The sequence below is a fragment of the Rhodanobacter sp. IGA1.0 genome, assembly GCF_040208325.1.
Classification (GTDB): Bacteria; Pseudomonadota; Gammaproteobacteria; order Xanthomonadales; family Rhodanobacteraceae; genus Rhodanobacter; species Rhodanobacter spathiphylli.
Window position 1 is genome coordinate 3,411,800 of the sequence record NZ_CP157948.1, and the last position, 19,389, is coordinate 3,431,188.

At 67.3% G+C, this 19,389-nt stretch carries 24 protein-coding genes; 13 read left to right on the forward strand and 11 right to left on the reverse strand.

All coding sequences use genetic code 11. The features are described from left to right. The first annotated feature begins 333 nt into the window (after positions 1-333). From ABNK63_RS15380 to ABNK63_RS15390, 3 genes are all read left to right on the forward strand, one after another. Positions 334-804, forward strand: coding sequence for a YiiD C-terminal domain-containing protein (locus ABNK63_RS15380; RefSeq protein ID WP_350016121.1), 471 nt, complete (start codon positions 334-336; stop codon positions 802-804). A 56-nt stretch (positions 805-860) separates the two neighbouring features. Beyond that, positions 861-1,277 carry a hypothetical protein gene (locus ABNK63_RS15385; protein WP_007806638.1) on the forward strand — a complete coding sequence of 139 codons (417 nt, stop codon included), beginning with the start codon at positions 861-863 and terminating at the stop codon, positions 1,275-1,277. 238 nt (positions 1,278-1,515) lie between these two features. Further along, entirely contained in the window at positions 1,516-1,962 is a 447-nt protein-coding gene (locus tag ABNK63_RS15390; protein ID WP_007806640.1) for a rhodanese-like domain-containing protein, read from the forward strand. 61 nt (positions 1,963-2,023) lie between these two features. Here the strand turns inward: ABNK63_RS15390 and ABNK63_RS15395 are convergent, their stop codons facing one another. Further along, complete coding sequence (locus ABNK63_RS15395) at positions 2,024-3,085, reverse strand: 2Fe-2S iron-sulfur cluster-binding protein (RefSeq protein ID WP_350016122.1); 1,062 nt, start codon at positions 3,083-3,085, stop codon at positions 2,024-2,026. Positions 3,086-3,147: 62 nt separating this feature from the next. On the opposite strand from ABNK63_RS15395, the gene ABNK63_RS15400 reads away from it, so the two are divergent. The 7 genes from ABNK63_RS15400 (at position 3,148) to ABNK63_RS15430 (ending at position 8,832) form a co-directional block, all read left to right on the forward strand. Next, entirely contained in the window at positions 3,148-3,588 is a 441-nt protein-coding gene (locus tag ABNK63_RS15400) for a hotdog fold thioesterase (protein WP_007806642.1), read from the forward strand. Positions 3,589-3,676: 88 nt separating this feature from the next. After that, positions 3,677-4,621, forward strand: a complete 945-nt coding sequence (locus ABNK63_RS15405; RefSeq protein WP_007806645.1) for a serine/threonine protein kinase — start codon at positions 3,677-3,679, stop codon at positions 4,619-4,621. A 102-nt stretch (positions 4,622-4,723) separates the two neighbouring features. Next, entirely contained in the window at positions 4,724-5,263 is a 540-nt protein-coding gene (locus ABNK63_RS15410; RefSeq protein ID WP_007806646.1) for a DUF1190 domain-containing protein, read from the forward strand. Then, positions 5,263-6,441, forward strand: coding sequence for a glutathionylspermidine synthase family protein (locus tag ABNK63_RS15415; RefSeq protein ID WP_350016123.1), 1,179 nt, complete (start codon positions 5,263-5,265; stop codon positions 6,439-6,441). Before ABNK63_RS15410 ends, ABNK63_RS15415 begins: the two co-directional genes overlap by 1 nt. 221 nt (positions 6,442-6,662) lie before the next feature. Further along, on the forward strand, positions 6,663-7,097 hold the full coding sequence (locus ABNK63_RS15420; protein ID WP_007806653.1) for a hypothetical protein: 435 nt from the start codon (positions 6,663-6,665) through the stop codon (positions 7,095-7,097). A 174-nt stretch (positions 7,098-7,271) separates the two neighbouring features. Further along, positions 7,272-7,607: a VOC family protein gene (locus ABNK63_RS15425; protein ID WP_007806655.1), complete on the forward strand. Its 336-nt coding sequence runs from the start codon at positions 7,272-7,274 to the stop codon at positions 7,605-7,607. A 52-nt stretch (positions 7,608-7,659) separates the two neighbouring features. Further along, a complete protein-coding gene (locus tag ABNK63_RS15430; RefSeq protein WP_007806657.1) occupies positions 7,660-8,832 on the forward strand; it encodes a class I SAM-dependent rRNA methyltransferase in 1,173 nt (390 codons plus the stop codon). 19 nt (positions 8,833-8,851) lie between these two features. On the opposite strand, the gene ABNK63_RS15435 is transcribed toward ABNK63_RS15430, so the two are convergent. After that, a complete protein-coding gene (locus ABNK63_RS15435) occupies positions 8,852-10,045 on the reverse strand; it encodes an FAD-dependent oxidoreductase (RefSeq protein ID WP_007806659.1) in 1,194 nt (397 codons plus the stop codon). Between the two features lie 123 nt (positions 10,046-10,168). On the opposite strand from ABNK63_RS15435, the gene rmuC reads away from it, so the two are divergent. Then, positions 10,169-11,614, forward strand: a complete 1,446-nt coding sequence (gene rmuC / locus ABNK63_RS15440) for a DNA recombination protein RmuC (RefSeq protein ID WP_350016124.1) — start codon at positions 10,169-10,171, stop codon at positions 11,612-11,614. Positions 11,615-11,642: 28 nt separating this feature from the next. Here the strand turns inward: rmuC and ABNK63_RS15445 are convergent, their stop codons facing one another. Together ABNK63_RS15445 and ABNK63_RS15450 are read right to left on the reverse strand one after the other, a co-directional pair. Further along, positions 11,643-11,840 carry a helix-turn-helix transcriptional regulator gene (locus tag ABNK63_RS15445; protein WP_202946795.1) on the reverse strand — a complete coding sequence of 66 codons (198 nt, stop codon included), beginning with the start codon at positions 11,838-11,840 and terminating at the stop codon, positions 11,643-11,645. An 11-nt stretch (positions 11,841-11,851) separates the two neighbouring features. Continuing rightward, positions 11,852-12,199: a hypothetical protein gene (locus ABNK63_RS15450; protein ID WP_350016125.1), complete on the reverse strand. Its 348-nt coding sequence runs from the start codon at positions 12,197-12,199 to the stop codon at positions 11,852-11,854. Positions 12,200-12,431: 232 nt separating this feature from the next. Between ABNK63_RS15450 and folE the strand changes: the two genes are divergently transcribed. Continuing rightward, entirely contained in the window at positions 12,432-13,034 is a 603-nt protein-coding gene (gene folE, locus ABNK63_RS15455; protein WP_007806666.1) for a GTP cyclohydrolase I FolE, read from the forward strand. Between the two features lie 29 nt (positions 13,035-13,063). Beyond that, positions 13,064-13,366, forward strand: coding sequence for a hypothetical protein (locus tag ABNK63_RS15460; protein WP_350016126.1), 303 nt, complete (start codon positions 13,064-13,066; stop codon positions 13,364-13,366). 160 nt (positions 13,367-13,526) lie between these two features. Here ABNK63_RS15460 and ABNK63_RS15465 read toward each other — a convergent pair whose 3' ends face one another. Genes ABNK63_RS15465 through ABNK63_RS15495 form a run of 7 tightly spaced genes read right to left on the reverse strand, consistent with a single transcriptional unit; the run spans position 13,527 to position 19,117 of the window. Further along, positions 13,527-14,732 carry an ABC transporter permease gene (locus ABNK63_RS15465; protein ID WP_350016127.1) on the reverse strand — a complete coding sequence of 402 codons (1,206 nt, stop codon included), beginning with the start codon at positions 14,730-14,732 and terminating at the stop codon, positions 13,527-13,529. Then, positions 14,729-15,463, reverse strand: coding sequence for an ATP-binding cassette domain-containing protein (locus tag ABNK63_RS15470; RefSeq protein WP_007806673.1), 735 nt, complete (start codon positions 15,461-15,463; stop codon positions 14,729-14,731). The genes ABNK63_RS15465 and ABNK63_RS15470 overlap by 4 nt, the downstream gene beginning before the upstream one ends. Next, on the reverse strand, positions 15,460-17,019 hold the full coding sequence (locus tag ABNK63_RS15475) for an alpha/beta hydrolase (RefSeq protein ID WP_040673002.1): 1,560 nt from the start codon (positions 17,017-17,019) through the stop codon (positions 15,460-15,462). The genes ABNK63_RS15470 and ABNK63_RS15475 overlap by 4 nt, the downstream gene beginning before the upstream one ends. A 9-nt stretch (positions 17,020-17,028) precedes the next feature. After that, entirely contained in the window at positions 17,029-17,223 is a 195-nt protein-coding gene (locus tag ABNK63_RS15480) for a helix-turn-helix transcriptional regulator (protein WP_007806678.1), read from the reverse strand. Continuing rightward, a complete protein-coding gene (locus tag ABNK63_RS15485) occupies positions 17,216-17,626 on the reverse strand; it encodes a hypothetical protein (protein WP_007806679.1) in 411 nt (136 codons plus the stop codon). Before ABNK63_RS15485 ends, ABNK63_RS15480 begins: the two co-directional genes overlap by 8 nt. Positions 17,627-17,669: 43 nt before the next feature. Next, positions 17,670-18,287, reverse strand: coding sequence for a hypothetical protein (locus ABNK63_RS15490; protein ID WP_007806681.1), 618 nt, complete (start codon positions 18,285-18,287; stop codon positions 17,670-17,672). Positions 18,288-18,295: 8 nt separating this feature from the next. Continuing rightward, positions 18,296-19,117, reverse strand: a complete 822-nt coding sequence (locus ABNK63_RS15495; RefSeq protein WP_350016128.1) for an alpha/beta hydrolase — start codon at positions 19,115-19,117, stop codon at positions 18,296-18,298. Positions 19,118-19,389: the final 272 nt, after the last annotated feature.

Sequence of the window (19,389 nt, forward strand, 5' to 3'; positions counted from 1 at the left end):
GTGGCTCAGGATGTTCTGATCTATTCAGCGCAGGCGGCATGACGTCCAGAAGGCCCCCAGGTGGCAGTGCGCGGTGCCGGCAAGGCTGGCCGCCTTGGCAAGCCGTGCGCTGCCGCCTGGGGGCCTTCTGGACGTCACCCCATCTTTGTATTCAATCGGTTGGGGCCGGCTCTGTCTGCCCGCATCTCCGCGGCGCGCCTCCTCGACAGGCCGACGCCTGTCTTCGTCCGCGCACCACGAATCTGCGGGCAGACAGAGCCGGTGACGCCAGTGCTGAATAGATCAGAGCATCCTTTACACTGCCGGGCTTTCCCCACGCGAATCCCCGATCACGTGAGCAAGACCGAAGCAACCCTGCTGGCCCGACAACTGATCCAGTTCGTCCGCGACGAGATCCCGCTGGCCCATGCGATGGGCCTGGAACTGGCGGACTGCGACGAGCACAGCCTGACCCTGCGCGCGCCGCTGGCGCCCAACGTCAACGACAAGGGTTGCGCGTTCGGCGGCAGCCTGGTCAGCGTGATGACGCTGAGCGGCTGGGCGCTGGTCGAACTGGCGCTGCGCAAGCGCGGCACGGACTGCGACGTGTTCGTCGCCGAGTCCAGCGTGCGCTACCTGGCGCCGCTGTGGGACGACTTCCACAGCCAGGCGCGGCTGGCCGAGGACGCGGACTGGGCGACCTTCTTCTCCACCCTGGACAACCGCGGCCGGGCGCGCATCGCGGTCGACTGCGTGGTGCCCGGCGAGAACGGCGAACCGGCGTGCGCCTTGAACGCACGCTTCGTGGCCAAACGCCGGGCCTGAGTGGACTGCCTGCGCATCAGGCAGAATGGGCGGGATTTCATCGGGGAGCAAACCACATGCGTCGGATCACCAGCCTTCTGATCGTGCTGTTGTCGGGCCTGCTGCTGGCCGGCTGCGCCACCAAGACCCGCAGCGATGCCCTCACCACCACGCTCAAGGCCTACGGCAGCACGCTGCGCTGGGGCGATTTCCAGAGCGCCGCCCAGTTCGTCGAGCCCAAGGTTCGCGCCGCGCATCCGCTGACCTCGCTGCAGCTGGCGCGCTTCCAGCAGGTGCGGGTCACCGAGTACAACGACGATGCGGGCCCGGTGCCGACCGGCGACTTCGACGTGCAGCAGACGGTGGTGATCAACCTGGTCAACATCCACAACCAGTCCGAGCGCAGCGTCGTCGACCACCAGACCTGGCACTACGACGAGGCGACCAGGCACTGGTGGCTGACCAGCGGCCTGCCGGACATCACGCAGGACTGAGAGGTTGTGCGTTTTTCAACCTCTCAGGTCGGCCAGGCATGGCCGACCGCGGATCGGGCACGCCGTGCCTGATTCGCGTGAGCGAGTCCGGGCGTGTACCGGACTCGCGATAGAAGAAACCACAGGATGTGGTTTTCTTCCCAGGCGCTGAGTCGACGCCGCCCGCGCAACTGGCGGCAACTCCGTATAATCGCCGGTTTACCCGAATTGGTGCGATCAAGGCACCTGTGGACTGACGATGAACGATTTCCTGCACAAGCTGCCCGAATTTGTCGGCAACCATGTGGCCCTGGTGGCCCTGTTCGCGATCCTGCTGCTGGCATTGATCGTGATGCAGGTCAGCGCCCTGTTCAGCAAGGTCGGGGAACTGAGCCCGGCCGGCCTGACCCACCTGATCAATCGCGAAAACCCGCTGCTGATCGATCTGTCGGCGATCGCCGAATTCGAGAAGATGCACGTGCCCGGCGCCAGGCACGTGGCGATGAGCCAGTTCGATCCGGAGAACAAGGATCTGGCCAAGGCGAAGGAACTGCCGGTGGTGGTGATGGACAAGGACGGTCGTGGCAATTCGATCAAGGCCGCGCAGCGGCTGGTCAAGGCCGGCTTCGCCAAGGTTCATCGGCTGGACGGCGGCGTGCTGGCCTGGCACGCGGCGCAGTTGCCGGTGGCCAAGGGCAACCGGTAAAGAACCGCTGGCGGGCCACGCTCCCGCCCCGCTGCCCGATCAGACAGCGATCGTCAGGTGTCTACGGCAGCGGCAAGTCATGGATGCCCGCGCGCCCGGCGATGATCTGCGCCAGCACGTCGGGGGCGTATTCGAACGAGTCGTAGTAGAGACGCTCTTCCGGCAGGCCGGCAGCCAGGAAGCGCGGATGCGCGGCATCGATCATCGCCGGCGGCCCGCTCATGTAAAGGTCGTGCCCTGACAGGTCCGGCTGGTCGGCCAGCACCGCCTCGTGCACCAGGCCGGTGCGCAAACCCGCCGCGCCGTCCGCGTCGGACACCACCGCGTGGAACGCGAGGTTCGGCAGTTCGCCCGCCCAGCGTTCGGCCAGCGCGCGCAGGTACAGGTCGCCCGCCACGCGCGCCCCCCAGTAGACCTGGATGGCGCGACGCGTGCCCAGCGCGATGAAGTGCTCGACGATTGCCTTCACCGGCGCAAAACCGGTGCCGCCGGCCATGAAGATCATCGGTCGCTCCGAATCCTCGCGCGGCACGAAGGTGCCCAGCGGGCCCTCCACGCGCAGGTGATCACCCGGCTTCAGCGTGCTGCTCACCCACGACGTGAAACCGCCGCCGGCCACGTGGCGCACGTGCATCTCGATCATGCCGTCGGCCTGCGGACCGTTGGCGATCGAGAACGGACGGCGCTTGCCATCCTCCAGCAGCACGTCGACATACTGGCCGGGCAGGCGCTTCAGGCGACGCTCGCCGCGTGCCGGCAGCAGGCGCAGGCCGGTGACATCCGGCGCCAGCGGCCACTTCTCGGTCACCACCATGCCGAGCTGGCGCCGCGCGATGTCCTCCACCGAGGTGACTTCGCGCGCTTCCAGCAACAAATCCGTCACCGGCACGGCCTGGCACAGCAGCACCGCATGGTGCGCCTGCTCATCCGCATTCAGCGCCAGCGGCGGATTGCGCGGATACTCGCAGCGCCCGTCCAGCAAGGTGGCCTTGCAGCTGCCGCAGACGCCGGCCCGGCACGAATAAGGCAAGGCCACACCCGCCCGTTGCGCCGCTTCCAGCACGGTTTCGCCCGCGACCACCGAAAACTGGCGGCCGGATGTCTTGAGGGTGACCTTGAACACGTGTGCATTGTCGCGGCGATGACCCCGGACGACAATGCGGGTTCGATCCACGGGAATCAACGATGAGCATCTGGAAACAATCCACCGACCTGGACCGCGTCAACGCATGGAGCGCCAACACCATGATGGAGACGCTGGGCATCCGCATCACCGCGATCGGCGACGACTGGCTGGCCGGCACCATGCCGGTCGACCATCGCACCCATCAGCCCTACGGCCTGCTGCACGGGGGCGCCTCGGTGGTGCTGGCCGAAACGCTGGGCAGCACCGCCGCGATGCTGACCTTGGACCCCGCGAAGGAGCTGGCGGTGGGACTGGACATCAACGCCAACCACATCCGCGGCGTGCGCGGCGGCAGCGTCACCGGCACCGCCAAGATGCTGCACATCGGCCGCACCACCCAGGTGTGGGAGATCCGCATCGAAAGCGAGGAAGGGGCTCTGGTGTGCATTTCGCGCATCACCATGGCGGTGATCGCGGCGCGCGGCATGGGCACGCGTTGAACATGCCGCATCTCGATAGAGCGTCCCCTCACCTCAATCCTCTCTCCGACACGGGGAGAGCAGGCGAAAGCAAGAGGCGCGTTTCCTGATGGCGGCTGCGCCGTATGAGAGCCTCACGCCCGATCTCGTGCTCGACGCCGTGAGCGCCTGCGGGCTGTGGCCGGACGGTCGCCTGCTGGCGCTGAACAGCTACGAGAACCGGGTGTGGCAGGTCGGCATCGAGGACGCTGCTCCGGTGATCGCGAAGTTCTACCGGCCGGACCGCTGGAGCGATGCGGCGATCATCGAGGAACACACCTTCGCGCAGGAGCTGGCCGACGCCGAACTGCCCGCGGTCGCCCCGCTGCTGTTCGACGGCCGCAGCCTGCTGCATCACGGTGGCTTCCGCTACGCGCTGACCCCGCGCCGGGGCGGCCGCGCGCCGGAGCTGGAAGCGCTCGACCAGTTGCAGTGGCTGGGTCGGCTGATCGCGCGCATGCACGTGATCGGCGCCCGCGCGCCGTTTGCACATCGCGGCCGGCTCGACCGCGACACGATGGTGCAGCAGCCGATGCATGCGGTGCTCGGCTCGTCGTTGCTGCCGGCCGGCCTGCAGGCCAACTACCGCGTCGCCGCGACCCGGCTGGACGCGGCGATCGGCGCACGCATGGAGGCGCTCGGCCCGCTGCGCCAGTTGCGCCTGCATGGCGACTGCCATCCGGGCAACGTGCTGTGGACCGATGCCGGCCCGCACTTCGTCGACTTCGACGACGCCCGCAGCGGCCCCGCCGTGCAGGACCTGTGGATGCTGGCCAGCGACGAACGCACGATGGAGGCGCTGCTCGAGGGCTACCAGCAGTTCCGCGATTTCGACCACGGCGAACTGGCGCTGATTCCGGTGCTGCGCGCGATGCGCCAGCTGCACTACGCCGGCTGGATCGCCGCGCGCTGGCATGACCCGGCCTTTCCCGTCGCGTTCCCGTTCGCCGCCGAATCGCGCTGGTGGGAACAGCACATCGCCGACCTGCACGAGCTGGCGGACGAACTCGAATAGCCGGACGGCCATCCGCAGCGCCCGCCGCGGTCATTCGCAAGAACTTTCATCCACCCGCCCGAACAGGCATGCTTGAGCGGATTCCCCTGGCCGAGCATCCCCATGAAACGATCCCGCACCGCCGCCCTGCTGCTGATGGGCACGGCCCCGCTGCTGCTGACCGCCTGCGACCGCAACGAGGCGCGCGAAGGCCTGTACACCTCGGTCGAGGCCTGCGTGGCGCAGACCAATGACAGCAGCACCTGCAACCAGGCCTTTGCCAAGGCCGAGCAGGAAGCGGTGGCCACCGCGCCGCGCTTCGCCAACCGCGAGGAATGCGAGGCCAGCTACGGCAAGGAAAAGTGCGCCGAACGCAGCGACGGCAACAACCATTCGTTCTTCGGCCCGCTGATGACCGGCTTCTTCCTGTCGCAGATGATGCGCAACGGCGTGGCCGCCAACGGCTTCAACAGCGCCCCTGCATTCCGCGACAGCAACGGCGGCTGGCAACGGCCGGCGGCGGGCGGCGCCAGTGGCGGCGTCTATCGCGGCGGCACCGCAGGCACCGGCATGGTGCCGATCAACGCCACGCCGAATCGCGCGGTCACCACCAGCCGCTCCGGCTTCGGCCGCTCCAGCGGCAGTCGCGGTTTCGGCAGCTGATGCACCGCATCGCGCTGGCCGAGCGCCCCGACTGGCGCGCCAGGGCCGCGGATTGCGGTTTCGGTTTCCACACCATCGACGATGCGCCGTACTGGGACGAGTCCGCGTACTACGCCTTCAGCCTGCGCGAGATCGAGCACGACATCGAGTCGCCCACCGAAGAGCTGCACGCGATGGCGCTGGACATGGTCGAGCGCATCGTGGGCAGCGAGCAGCTCATGCAGCAGCTGGCGGTACCCGAGCCGTACCGGGACTGGATCGCCGAAAGCTGGCGCCGGCGCGAACCGCACCTGTACGGCCGGCTGGATTTCGCCTACGACGGCCGCGGTCCGGCCAAGCTGTACGAGCTCAACTACGACACGCCGACCTCGCTGTTCGAGGCCGCGTTCTTCCAGTGGCAATGGCTGGAGGACCAGCTCGCGCGCGGCCAGCTGCCGGCCGGCAGCGACCAGTTCAACTCGATCCAGGAATCGCTGGTGGAGGCGTTCGGCACGATCGCCCGCGGCATCGCGCGACCGTTCCATTTCGCCGCCGTGCGTGATTCGAACGAAGACCAGGGCACCATCGCCTACCTGCGGGACTGCGCGCTGCAGGCCGGCATCGAGTGCGGCACACTGGCGATCGAGGACATCGGCATCTCCGAGGACGGCCGCTTCACCGACCTCGACGACCAGGTGATCGGCTGCCTGTTCAAGCTGTACCCGCTGGAAGACCTGTTCCGCGAAACGTTCGGCCCGTACCTGCCGCGCTCAGGGCTGCAGCTGATCGAACCGCCGTGGAAGGCGCTGCTCAGCAACAAGGGCATCCTGCCGCTGCTGTGGGATGCGCACCGCGGCCACCCGAACCTGTTGCCGGCCGAATTCGACCAGGGCGGCGCGCTGCCGCGCGGCTGGGTGCGCAAGCCGCTGCATTCGCGCGAGGGCGCCAACATCGCGATGCACCTGGACGACGGCCGCGAACTGCGCACCGACGGCCCGTATGACGGCCCGTGCATCCGCCAGGCCTGCCATCCGCTGACCGCGTTCGACGGCCACTATCCGCTGATCGGCAGCTGGGTGGTCGGCGACCGCGCCTGCGGCATCGGCATCCGCGAGGACAGCTCGCTGGTGACCCAGGACAGCGCCCGTTTCGTGCCGCATGCCATCGTCGAGGAAGCGCGCGGCGTGCTGATCACCTAGGGCAACGCTGACCAGGTATCGCCGCCGTCATCACCTCGTCATTTCAGGTTCAACAGGTTGAGGCCCACCCTCTCTGTCCGCATGCCTTCGGTCCGTCGTCTCGACAGACGGCCAGTCTGCCTTCGTCGACGCCCCCGTGGTCTGCGAACAGAGAGGTGGGTGACGGTGGTGATACTTGATCAGCGTTGCCCTAAGCTTGCGTTTTTTTGCCAGGGCTACGCATGCGCACTGTTCTGTTCCGCCTGATCGGCGTCCTCGAAATCGCCGGCGGCTTCTACGGGGTGGCGGCGATGCTGCACCGGCTGCTGCCATTCGGCGCCCACGACAGCCTGATCGCCCTGCTCGGCCTGGCGCTGTACGGCTTCGTGCTGGCCGCCGGCATCCAGCTGGTCGCCGGCAGCGAGCAGGGCGTGCGGATGTCGCGCTGGGCGCAGCTGCTGCAGCTGCCGCTGATCGCCCTGCCCGTGTTCAGTTACGGCCTGCATTGCGGCGCCTTCGTCAACGTGTTCGCCACGCTGCAGTCGACGCCGCGGCTGGGCATCGACTGGCACCTCGGCTCGCAGGGTTTCCTGCTGGCGATCGCCGGGCCGTCGGTGTCGCGGATCGGCATCAACCTGCTGGCGCTGCTGTCGTGGCTGGTGCTGCGACTGCGCTGAGGGGTTATGTTTCAACCTCTCAGCCCGGCCATGGACGGCCGGTCGCGGAGCAGCCACGCAGGTGACTGATTCGCGTGAGCACGTCCGGGCACGTACCGGACGTGCGATAGAAGAAAACCACAGGAAGTGGTTTTCTTCACAGGTGCTGACCTGTTCAACCCCGGAGAGTCCGCGATGGCGCGTCCCAACTACATCGAATTGCCGGCCAGCGACATCGCGGCGTCCAAGGCGTTCTACCACCAGGCCTTCGGCTGGGAGCTGACGGATTTCGGTCCCAGCTACGCGGCGACCATGACCGGCGACGTGGACGTCGGCCTGCAGGGCGATCCGACCGAAGCCACCCGCGCGCCGCTGCCGGTGATCGCGGTGGACGACCTCGAAGCCGCCCTGCTCGCGGTGACGGCCGCCGGCGCCAGCATCGTGCGCCCGATCTTTGCCTTCCCCGGCGGGCGGCGCTTCCAGTTCCTCGACCCGCACGGCAACGAACTGGCGGTGGTCCAGGCCGACTGAGCATTCGCCGTCGCAGCGCGGCCGGCGCCCGGCCACCAGCTATCATGGGTGGATGAATACTCCCGCCGCGCTTCCCGTCATCCGCCTGAAATCCGACCGCAGCCCCGGCCACCCGTGGGTGTGGTCGGCACAGATCTACAAGCCCGAGTCGAAACTGCCGCCGGGCAGCGTGGTCGAGGTACAGGACGCGAAGGGCCGCTTCGTGGGCCGCGCGTTCTGGAACGGCCACGCGCGCATCGCGCTGCGCCTGCTCGACACCGATCCGCAGGCCACGATCGACGCCGACTGGATCGCCGCGCGCATCGCCCGCGCCGTGCAGCTGCGCCGCGACTGGCTGCAGCTCGATGCGGTCAGCGACGCCTGGCGCGTGGTGCACAGCGAAGGCGACGACCTTTCGGGCCTGATCGTCGACCGCTACGCCAACGTCATCGTGGTCGAATACTTCGCCGCCGGCATGTGGAAGTTCCGCGAGGCGATCCACGCCGCCCTGCTCGCGCATTTCCCCGGCGCGCAGTTGTACTGGTTCGCCGAGTCGCACGTGCAGAAGCAGGAATCGTTCGACTGCCGCAGCCCCGACGTGCCCGCCGCGTTCGAGGTGCACGAACATGGCCTGCGCTTCCACGCCGCGCCGGGCTCCGGCCACAAGACCGGCTTCTTCGCCGACCAGCGCGACAACCGCAAGCGCTTCGCCGAACTGGCCAGGGGCCGCCGCGTGCTCGACCTGTGCTGCAACGCCGGCGGCTTCGCGGTGCACGCGATGGCGGCCGGCGCGCGCGAGGCGGTCGGCGTGGACCTGGACGCCGGCATCCTCGAAGTCGCCCGCGCCAACGCCGCGGCGAACAACGTCGCGGTGAGCTTCGAGCAGTCCGACATCTTCGACTGGGTGCGCGCCGCGGTAGCCCGCGGCGAACGCTACGACGCGGTGATCCTCGACCCGGCCAAGCTCACCCGCGACCGCAGCAAGGTGATGGACGCACTGAAGAAATACTTCGCGATGAACCGCATGGCGCTGGACATCATCCCGCCCGGCGGGCTGCTGCTGACCTGCTCGTGCACCGGCCTGGTCGGCGAAGGCGAGTTCCTGGAAATGCTGCGCCGGGTCGCGCTCAACGCCGGCCGCGCGATCCAGGTGCTGGAAGTGCGCGGCGCCGGCGCCGACCATCCGTTCCGCACCGACGTGCCGGAAGGCCGTTACCTGAAGGCGGTGTTCTGCCGGGTGGATTGAAGCTGCTTCGACAGGAGGGTCAGGCGCCGCGTGGCAGGCGCCCGCGCAGCGACGCGGCATCGAACGGGCCAGGCTCGGCGATCAGCTCGCGCGCGGCGTCGACCTGGTCCCAGGTGTTCCACAACAGCACGCCGCGCACGCGACCGCCGTCGAGGTAATACACCACGCCTTCCCGATACGGCTCGCGCCAGTCCTCGACCACCTGGAGCCGCGTATCGAGCAGGCCGACGGCTTCGTAACCCAGGTCGAACAGATCCGAGTAGAAGAACGGCTGGACGACGTAATCCTCCGCCACGCCGGCCATCGCGCGTCCCGCATGCCGGCCCATGCTGATCGCGGCGTCCTCGTGCTCCACGCGCATCCGGCGATCCAGCGCGACACTGTGGAAGTTGGCCACGTCGCCAGCGGCCCAGATGTCTGCATCGCTGCTGCGCAGTTGCGCATCGACGACGATGCCGTTGTCGACAGCCAGCCCGGCCTGCTCGGCCAGCGTCACGTTCGGCGTCACGCCAAGACCGGCCACCGCCGCTTCGACCAGCATGATTTCACCGTTGGACAGCTCCAGCTTCACGCCATCCTGGGTGGCTTCGCCGCCGACCACGCGGGTTCCGGGATGCAGGTCCACACCGCGGCTACGGTAGTAGTCGTCCAGGTAGTGCGCCAGCACTTCGGGATAGCGTCCCGCGCCGATCGTCTCGCCGGGAAACAGCAGGCTCACCTTGCAGCCGATGCTGCACAGCGAGGCCGCCAGCTCGCAGCCGATGAAGCCGCCGCCGACCACGGCGACGTAGGCGCCGGGTCGGGCGTAGCGACGTAGCGCTTCGTAGTCGGCCAGCGTGCGGTAGTGGATCAGCCTTTCGCCGCCATCAAACGGCAGCAGGCGCGGCGTGGCGCCGGTGGCCAGCAGCAGCCGGCGATAGCGATAACTGTCGCCCCGGTCGTCGCGGGCCACGTGGGCGACACGATCCAGCGAGGCAATGCGCCGCCCCAGGTGCAGCGTGGCGCCACTCCCTGCGGTGGCCAGGTCGATGTCCGCGAGCGACTTGTCGCCCTTCCACATCGCCTTGCTCAGCGGCGGCCGCTGATACGGCGCCGATGGGTCGTCGCCCACGATGCCGACGTTCGCCGCGCCGTCGACTTCGCGGATGGCCTTGGCGGCAGCGTCCGCGGCCATGCCGCCGCCGATGACCAGGTAATCGTGGACGTGTTCCATGAAGCTCTCCCGGGCTGAACCTCCGCCCATGATGCACCGCCCCGGCGACGGCAACATGAATCCGGGCGCAGTCGATGAGACCGCTCGACGTACACTGGATGCCTGATCCCGGGAAAACGTTCCATGCCGCTCAATGAAACCCTGCTGATTGTCCTCGTCATCCTCGCCGCGCTGGTGTTGCTGCTGCAGGTGGCGTTGCTGCTGCGCCGCCGCGGCGATCCCGGCCTCGAAGCCAAGCTGGACGCGCTGAAGGACGACAGCGCCCGCGTCGAGCGCACCCTGCGCGAGGAACAGCGCGCCGGCCGCGAGGAATTGCAGCAGGGCTTCGACCGCTTTCGCGGCCACCTGGGGGAACAGCTCAACGGCATGTCGCAGCAGCAGTCCGAGCGCATCGACGGTTTCGGCCAGCGGCTGACCCTGCTCACCGAACGTACCGACAACGGCTTGCAGTCATTGACCCAGCGACTGGTCGAGGACGCGCGCAAGGGCCGCGAGGAGATCGCCACCACCCTCAACCGGCTGGGCGAACAACAGCAGCAACGCCTGGCCGCGCTCACCGCGGACAATGAAAAGCGCATGGGCGAGATGCGCGCCACGCTGGAAGCCAAGCTCGGCGCGATCCAGCAGGACAACGCGGCGAAACTCGAACAGATGCGCGCCACCGTGGACGAAAAGCTGCACGCTACGCTGGAAACCCGCCTGGGCGAATCGTTCAAGCTGGTGTCCGAGCGGCTCGAGGCCGTGCAGCGCGGGCTGGGCGAAATGCAGAACCTGGCCACCGGCGTGGGCGACCTCAAGCGCGTGCTAGGCAACGTGAAGACGCGCGGGGTGTTGGGCGAAACTCAGCTCGGCGCGCTGCTCGAACAGCTCCTGACGCCGGATCAATACGCCGTGAACGTGGCCGTGATACCCAACTCCGACGCGCGGGTGGAATACGCCATCCACATGCCCAACGGCGTCGACGGTGCTGCGTTGTGGTTGCCCATCGACGCCAAGTTTCCGCTCGAGGATTATCAGCGCCTGCAGGAAGCGCAAGAGAACGCCAACGCCGCCGCAGCGTTGGATGCCGCCAACGCGCTTGAGCGGCGCGTGCGCGACGAAGCCAAGCGCATTCGGGGCAAGTACGTGGCACCACCGCACACGGTGGATTTCGCCATTCTGTTTCTGCCCACCGAGGGTTTGTTCGCCGAGGTACTGCGGCGACCGGGCCTGTTCGAATCGCTGCAGCGCGACCACCACATCACCGTCGCCGGGCCGACCACGCTGGCGGCGATCCTGACCAGCCTCAAGGCCGGCTTCCGCACGCTGGCGATCGAGAAGCGCAGCAGCGAGGTATGGCAACTGCTGGGTGCGGTCAAAACTGAGTTCAGCAAGTTCGGAGCGGTGCTGGACAAGGTCAAGAAGAATCTCGACCAGGCTAGCAACCAGATCGACGCAACAGGCGTGCGCACTCGCGCGATCGAACGCAGGCTGCGAGGCGTGGAATCCGCGCCGGGCGAAATCGCCCCGCAACTGCTGGATGATGTTCCCGCGCTGGATGACGGTGGTGACGACGCCACCGCGCCGTAGGACGAAAGCGCCTACGGACAGACCGCGCTCACCGTTTCCACTGGAACACGTCTTCCACGCCCACGCCGAACACGCGGGCGATGCGGAACGCCAGCTCCAGCGAGGGCGCGTACTTGCCTGCCTCCAGCGCGATCACCGTCTGCCGGGTGATGCCGCAGGCATCGGCCAGTGCTTGCTGGGTCATCTCGTCATGCTCGAAGCGCAGCTTGCGGATCAGGTTGTCGATCGGCGTCCCGGTCATGCGCCGCGCCGGTCGTGCCAGCAGGTGATGCCCGTCACCGCGGACCCGAGCAGGCAGGAGCCGGTCAGGCCGGCCATCAGCAGGCTGGATATCGCCAGCGGCCTTGCCCAGCCCGGATGACCCAGCGGCGAGAAGACGAACGTCACCGCCAGCGCCAGCGCGAAGATCGACAGTCCTGCCCGCGCCCGGCCACTGGCGCGCGGCCCGATCTGGCGATCGCACTCGGCCTCCACGGTGTCGCGCCAGCGCTTGCGCAACACCTGCATCACCACCAGCCAGGCGACCACCAGCCGGCCGACGGACAGCGGGACCAGGACAAGGTAGCGCAAGGATCGAGGAGTCATGTCATCTCTACAGGACATAATGTAACTTATACATTACGTCATGCGTCGTCAGGAAGACCTTTCGCCTGGGTGTCGCGGTTTTCTCATCCCGTCGCGAGGAGCGCTGCATCCGATATCGGAACGACTCCGTACCTACGGCGCTGCCAAGAGCGGCAACTGCATCAGCTCCGGCGCAACCGGTGAAGACCGGCATCCGGTTAAACTTTCCTTTCGAACGATCCAAGGACCCGGCATGAACGACCGCGCCAAGCACCCCGAAGTCACGCCCGAACAGGCCGAGGAGGCCGTGCGCACGCTGTTGCGCTGGGCTGGCGAAGACCCGTCGCGCGAAGGCCTGCTCGACACGCCCAAGCGCGTGGTGAAGGCATATCGCGACTGGTTCAGCGGTTATGAGACCGATCCAGGCGAGTACCTGCGCCGCACTTTCAAGGAAGTGGCCGGCTACGACGAGATGGTGGTGTTGCGCGACATCGAGTTCGAGAGCCACTGCGAGCACCACATGGCGCCGATCATCGGCCGTGCCCACGTCGGCTACCTGCCGACCAATCGCGTGGTGGGCATCAGCAAGCTGGCCCGGGTAGTCGACGGTTACGCGCGGCGCTTCCAGGTGCAGGAAAAACTCACTGCGGAAATCGCCCACTGCATCCAGGAAACCCTGCAGCCGGCCGGCGTGGCGGTGGTGATCGATGCCAGCCACGAATGCATGACCACCCGCGGCGTGCACAAGCGCGGCGTGTCGATGGTCACCAGCCAGATGCTGGGCACCTTCCGCGATGACGCCAGGACGCGCGCCGAGTTCCTGCAGTTCATCGGCATCCACGGCGGCCACCGCTGAACATCCGGATCATCGCTGCCGCCGCGGCCTTGCTGCTGGCCTCCACGGCGAACCATGCCCAGCAAAGCCGCGAGGCGTACCTGCAGCGCTTCGACGGCAACGGCGACGGCCGGGTCAGCGCGGCGGAATACGTGGCCTACATGAGCGAGGGTTTTCGCAACATGGACAGCAACGGCGACGGCATCATCGAAACTGGCGAACTGCCCGGCGGCCGCGGCCAGCCGATCACGCTGCAGGAAAACCGCGACAACCTGCGCCGCCAGTTCCACAAGCTGGACCGCAACCGCGACGGTTACCTCAACGCCCGCGAACTGACCGCTCCGCCCGGCTGACCCCTTGCCGGAAGAGACGCGCTTCGCGGCGCGAGATCAAAAGCCCCCCAACCTCCCCCTGCACGCAGGGGGATGAGCATGGCGTCGCCAGCTTCCCCCTCCCCGCTTGCGAGCGAAGGAAGTCCCTGTGGGACAGGGGGAGGGCCGGGGAGGGCCGGGCTCAAGCCGAGATCGCCAGCTTCTCGGAGCGATACAACTGGGCGGTCACCAGCACCGCCACCAGCGCCCCCGCCAGACTGCCGGCCAGGCACAGGCCGATCTGTTCGCCGGTGACACCATCGCCGCGCAGCAACTGCATGATGCCGAGGTTCTGGCCCAGCAACGGGATCGCGTACATCCACGCCTGCGCCTTGATCGGCATGAACGACAGCAGCGCACTGGGGATGATCGGCACCAGCATCAGCAGCGAGATGTAGGTCTGCGCCTCGCGATAGCTCTTGGCAAACGCAGCCACCAGCGACTGCAGCGCGGACAGCAGCAGCACCAGCGGCAGCATCAGCAGCAGAACGTAGGTGGCGAAGTGCAGGCCAAGGTCGAGCTCCATGCCGATCTTCTCGGCGGGGATGAAGCGGCCGACCACCGCGAAGCCCAGCAAGGTGATCAGCAGGCTCGCGGTGGAGAACGCGCAGATCGCCGCCAGCTTGCCGCAGAGGATTTTCCAGCGCGCCACCGGGTTGGCGAACAGCGGCTCCAGCGATTGCCGCTCGCGCTCGCCCGCGGTGAGGTCGATCGCCAGGTACATGCCGCCCATGAAGATGGTGATCACGAAGAAATACGGCAGCATCGCGAACATCAGCACCGCGCGCGACTGCGGCGTGGCCTGGTCGCGCCTGGCGACCTGCAGCGGCCACGCGGTGCCGGGCGACAGCCCGCGCGCGACCAGTCGCATCGCCCCCTGTTGCCGGGCATAGTTCTCGACCAGGTCGCTGACCCGCTCCACCGAAGTGTTCGCGTCACGCCGCGAGGAGTCGTAGAACAGCTCCACCTGCACCGGCTCGCCCTTGCGCCAGGCCTTGCCGTAGTCGGGGGCGATGCGCAGGACCACGTCGGCATCCTGCTTGCGCACGGTCTGCGCGGGATCGGCCACCGCCGCGCCCGGCACCACGCCGCCGGCCTTCAGCGCATCGATCAGGTTGGGCGCGTACGCGGCGCCCAGCACCGGCACCGGCAGCGGCTTCTCGGCCTTGTCCAGTTCGCGGTTGAGGGTGACGTTGATCAGCATCACGAACAGCAGCGGGCCCAGCAGCGGGCCGGTGAGGAAGGCGCTCATCAGGGTGCGGCGGTCGCGCAGGTTTTCCTTCACCTCCTTCAGGAACACGGTGAGGAACGCGCCGCTGCGGCGGATTTTCGCGGACATGTCGTTCATGCGGCGAGGCCCTCTTCGCTGCCGATGATCTTCACGAAGGCATCCTCCAGGTTGTTCTCGCCGGTCTGGGCGCGCAGCGCATCCGGCGTCTCGTCGGCCACCACGCGGCCGTGTGCGATCACCACGATGCGGTCACACAAGGCGCCCACCTCCTGCATGATGTGGCTGGAAAACAGCACGCAACGCCCCTCCTCCTTCAGCCGCGTCATGAACTGGCGAAGCGCGCGGGTGGCCATCACGTCGAGGCCGTTGGTCGGTTCGTCGAGGATCACGTTGCGCGGGTCGTGCACCAGCGCGCGGGCGATCGCGGTCTTCACCCGCTGCCCCTGCGAGAAACCCTCGGTGCGGCGGTCGGCGATGTCGCCCATCTCCAGCGCCTTGACCAGCGCTTCGCGCCGGCTCGCCAGCAGTTCTTCGGGCAGACCGTGCAGGCGTCCGAAGTAGTCGATGTTCTCGCGCGCGCTGAGCCGCTTGTACAGCCCGCGCGCATCCGGCAGCACGCCGAGCTGGCGACGCACGGCCAGCGGATCGGCCGCCGCATCGATGCCATCGACCAGCACCTGGCCACGATCCGGCGCCATCAGCGTGTACAGCATGCGCAGCGTGGTGGTCTTGCCGGCACCGTTGGGGCCGAGCAGGCCGGTGATCTCGCCGTCGCGGGCAGTGAAGCTGACGCCGTCGACGGCCTTCACCGCGCCGAACGCCTTGTGCAAATCCCTTACCTCGATCATGGGGTCGCTCCGTTGAAGTCGATGAAGATCGGCGTCGGCTGCAACCGGTCCAGGCAACCCGCGTCCAGCGTCTTCGGGTCGAGCTTCTCGATGAAATGCTGGATCAGCTGCGGCGTGCAGCCGGTCGCCATGACACTGTGCGCCTGGCCCTTGAGGGTCAGCACCCGCGCGTTCGGCAGGCCCTTGGCCACTTCCTCGGCGTAGCGCGGCGGGGTCACCGGGTCGTACTGGCCGGCCAGCAGCAGCACCGGCTTGTCGGTTTTCAGCGGCGCATGGAAGTCGGCCGGGCGCGTGCCTTTCGGCCACACCGAACACACCGCCTTCAGGGCGTCGACCATGCGCGTGCCGAGGATGGTCTGCGCATCCTGCGGGCGCACGGCCAGCAGGTCGGCGTCCTCGCTGCAGATCACCGAATACTGCATGCCGCTGCCCATCAGCTCGGACAGTTCGCCGGACAGCAGCTTGGCCTGGCCCAGCAGCGGACCCACGTCGCCATGCGCCGCCGCGTCGATCGACAGCGGCAGCAGCGCGGCGGTGGCCGGCGTGTACGCGAACATGCGCACCACGCTGGCCAGCGAGTCCTCGTCCAGCATCTGCTTCACCGTCTGGTAGTTCTGCGGGTCGCGAAAACTGACCTGGTGCGGATTGGCCCGCAGCGCATCACGCAGCTGGTACAGGGTCTGGTCCGGATCGCCGAACTGTTTCTTGCAGGCCGGCTCGGCAGTGCAGCGGGCGAACTGCGCCTTCAGCGCGTCGTCCAGGTTGCGGGCGAAGTCCTCGCCCAGGGCCAGCGAATTCGGCACGGCACTGTCCAGCACCACGCTGCGCACCGACTGCGGGAAACGCATCAGGTACTGCTGCGCCATCCGTGTGCCGTACGACACGCCGATCAGGTCGAACTGCGGCGAACCGATGGCCTTGCGCACGTCCTCCAGGTCCTGCGCCGCGATCGTGGTGGTGTAGTAGCGCGGATCGGCGCGACCGGCCAGCAGCTTGAGGCACTGCGCCGCCGCTGCGCGCAGCTTGTCGGCGTCGAAGGTGCTGTCGTCCGGCGGGCTCGTGGCGGCGGATTCCTTGCAGCTGAGCGCATTGGAACCACCGGTGCCACGCTGGTCGAGCAGCAGCACGTGGCGATGGGCCAGCAGCGGCTTCAGCACCGTCGCCACCTGGGCCGCCGAATCGGTGGCCGCCTGTCCCGGGCCACCGGCAAGAAAGGCCAGCATGTCGGGACTGGCCACCTGCGCCCGCGAACGCAGCACCGCCAGCTTCAGCTCGATCGTGCGGCTGTGCGGATCGGCCCGGTTTTCCGGCACGGGGAAGTCCGTGCACCAGGCCGCCGTGCTCAGGCCGCTGTTCGGCGCGGCAAGCTCGCATGCGGTCAGGGTCAGGCTGCCGAGTTTCCAGGTGGCGGCCGGCGCGGGTGCAACGGCCGCAGTCGAGGCCGAAGCCGGTGCCGGTGGCGTCGGTTCCTTCTCACGATGATGGGCGACGCGGTTGGCCGAGATGATCGCCACCGCGACGGCGACCACCACGCCCATGCGTTTTCCGGGTTTCATGCTCACGTGTCACTCCCCAGGTTCAAAAATGGATTCGATCGTTTGCCCGAACAGACGGGCAATCTTGAAGGCCAGCGGCAAACTCGGATCGTACTTGCCGGTTTCTATGGCGTTGACGGTTTGCCGCGAAACATCCAGCCGCTCGGCCAGGTCGGCCTGCGACCAGGCCTGCGCGCCGCGCAGTTCACGCACATGGTTATTCATGACTGCGGTAGCGCCACAGCACCACCAGCTTGGCGATGCCGAAGCTGGCGAACAGGCACGGCATCACCCAGATGGCGACCGCCTGCCCCGACACCGTCCAGCCCGCGTTGGCGCCCATCAGCAGGCCGAAGCTGAAGAAGCCGAAGCCGGTGGCCATGGCGGAGATCGCAAACGCCTCCAGGTCGATGCGCCGCTCCAGTTCGTCCTGGTCGCGGACCACGCGAACCATCGCGCGAATGGCCAGCAGGATGGGCAACAGGGGCAGCAGGGCCAGCACGACGCGCCCGGCCACGCTGTCGACCCGCGCCGATGCCAGCGCCGAAAGGAGGATCAGCACGACATACGCAGCCATGGCCGGCAGGAATTCGCGCAGGTAGCGCTTGTGCACTTCACGCATGGCCATCAGTCATGTCTCCCGGTTGATGGTGTCCCCGACGACACGGGATTCATCGTTGCGCCCTGTCGTCTGCCAGGGCCGCCTTCCGCTGGCGGCGAACCAGCTGCAGCCCTGCAAAAACGATGAATGCCGCCGCCATTCCCGCGAACACGCCCCACAACTGATCGTCGTTCTTCACGTAGGCAAAGACGGCCACCGCCGCCATCAGCACGGCAACCAGCAAGGCACGCACGTAAGCGGGAATCCCGGCATCGCCGGCGCAGGCAAACATGTCGCCGCCGTAGCGCCTGACCAGCAGCGACCGCGTGATCCCGTAGCCGGCCAGCATCACCGGGAACACCCAGATCAGGATCGATCCATCGATGGCGAGCACGTGTGCCGCCGCCAGGAAGCCTCCGATCAGACTGAGCGCCGCCGTCAGCATCGTGGCCACGCCCAGCGCGACCAGATGCATGCGCTGCTCCAGTTCATCGCTTTCGCGGATGCGGCGGGCCATCAGCGCGAACAGATAGAACATCGGCAGCACCGGCGCCAACGCCAGCAAGCCCTTGGCGGCCCAGCCCTCCACCGAGCGCGCCAGCGGCCACACCAGCAACAGCAACGCGACGTAGGCGCTCATGCTGAGCAGGGTCTGCCACTGGTAGCTCTTGTTCGAAAGGCGAGTCATCGAAGGCCTCAAAGTGACTGCAGGAAAGCGCCCAGCGCCTGCTGGAACCTGGCCGGCTGGTCGAGCATCACGAAATGCCGCGACGGCGAGATCGAGACCACCTTCGCCTTCGGCGCATCGGCCAGCAGCGACTGGTAATACGCCGTCTTCTGCGCCTCGCTCATCATCATCGGCGGCTGGCTGAAATCCGGGGCGTTGTATGGCGAGATCTCCAGGATCGGCACGTTCGCATTCTTCAGCGCCGCACGTCCGTCGAACGCGAGATCCTCGGCCATGTACTGCGCACTGGCCTTGATGTCGCTGCGCGCATTCATCGGCGCGTAGCGCGCGGCCAGCTGCGGATCGATCACGCCGATCTTCTGCATGTAGCCCAGTGACTGCGCCTGGAACTGCTCCGGCGTGGCCGCCGACATCTGCTGCTGCATCTGCGCCGCCATCGCCTTGCGCTGCTCCGCGCCCACCCGCTCCATGCCGGGGAAAATCGGCAGGCCGTCCACCGCCACCACACCCGAGATCAGTTCGGGATGCTCGCCGGCAAAACGCAGCGCCAGCGTGCCGCCCAGGCTGTGGCCCACCAGCACCGGCCGGTCGATCTTCCGCTGCTCGATCAACTGCTCCAGCGACGCATCCGCCCGATCGAACAGTTCGCCGCCATCAGCGGGCGCCGGCATGCCATCGAAACCCGCCAGCGTCACCGCGTACACCACATGGTCCTTCTGCAGCTGCTCGATCGTCCGCTGCCACACCCACGGCCCGCCCTGCAGCCCGGGAATCAGGATCACCGCACGACCGTGGTCGCCATGACGCTCGACTTTGAGCGTGCCCGTCACCGTCGGCAAGCTGGGGAATGACCATGCAGCGCCACTCGTCACCACGGCCAAGGCACATCCAAGCAGTCGGGAAAGCGTTCGACCAGTCGTTCTTTTCATGCAAGTTCCCCTTGTCGATGATGTCAAGCGACCTTGACAAGGCAAACAATAAAGATACGCCTGAGCAATGTCAAGCAACCTTTACAAGGGAGTTTCAAAACGTGACTTTCGTGAAATTTGCGTAATCCGCGGCCCGCGGCAAAGGTGACCGAGTTGGCATTTTTTGTGTCAAT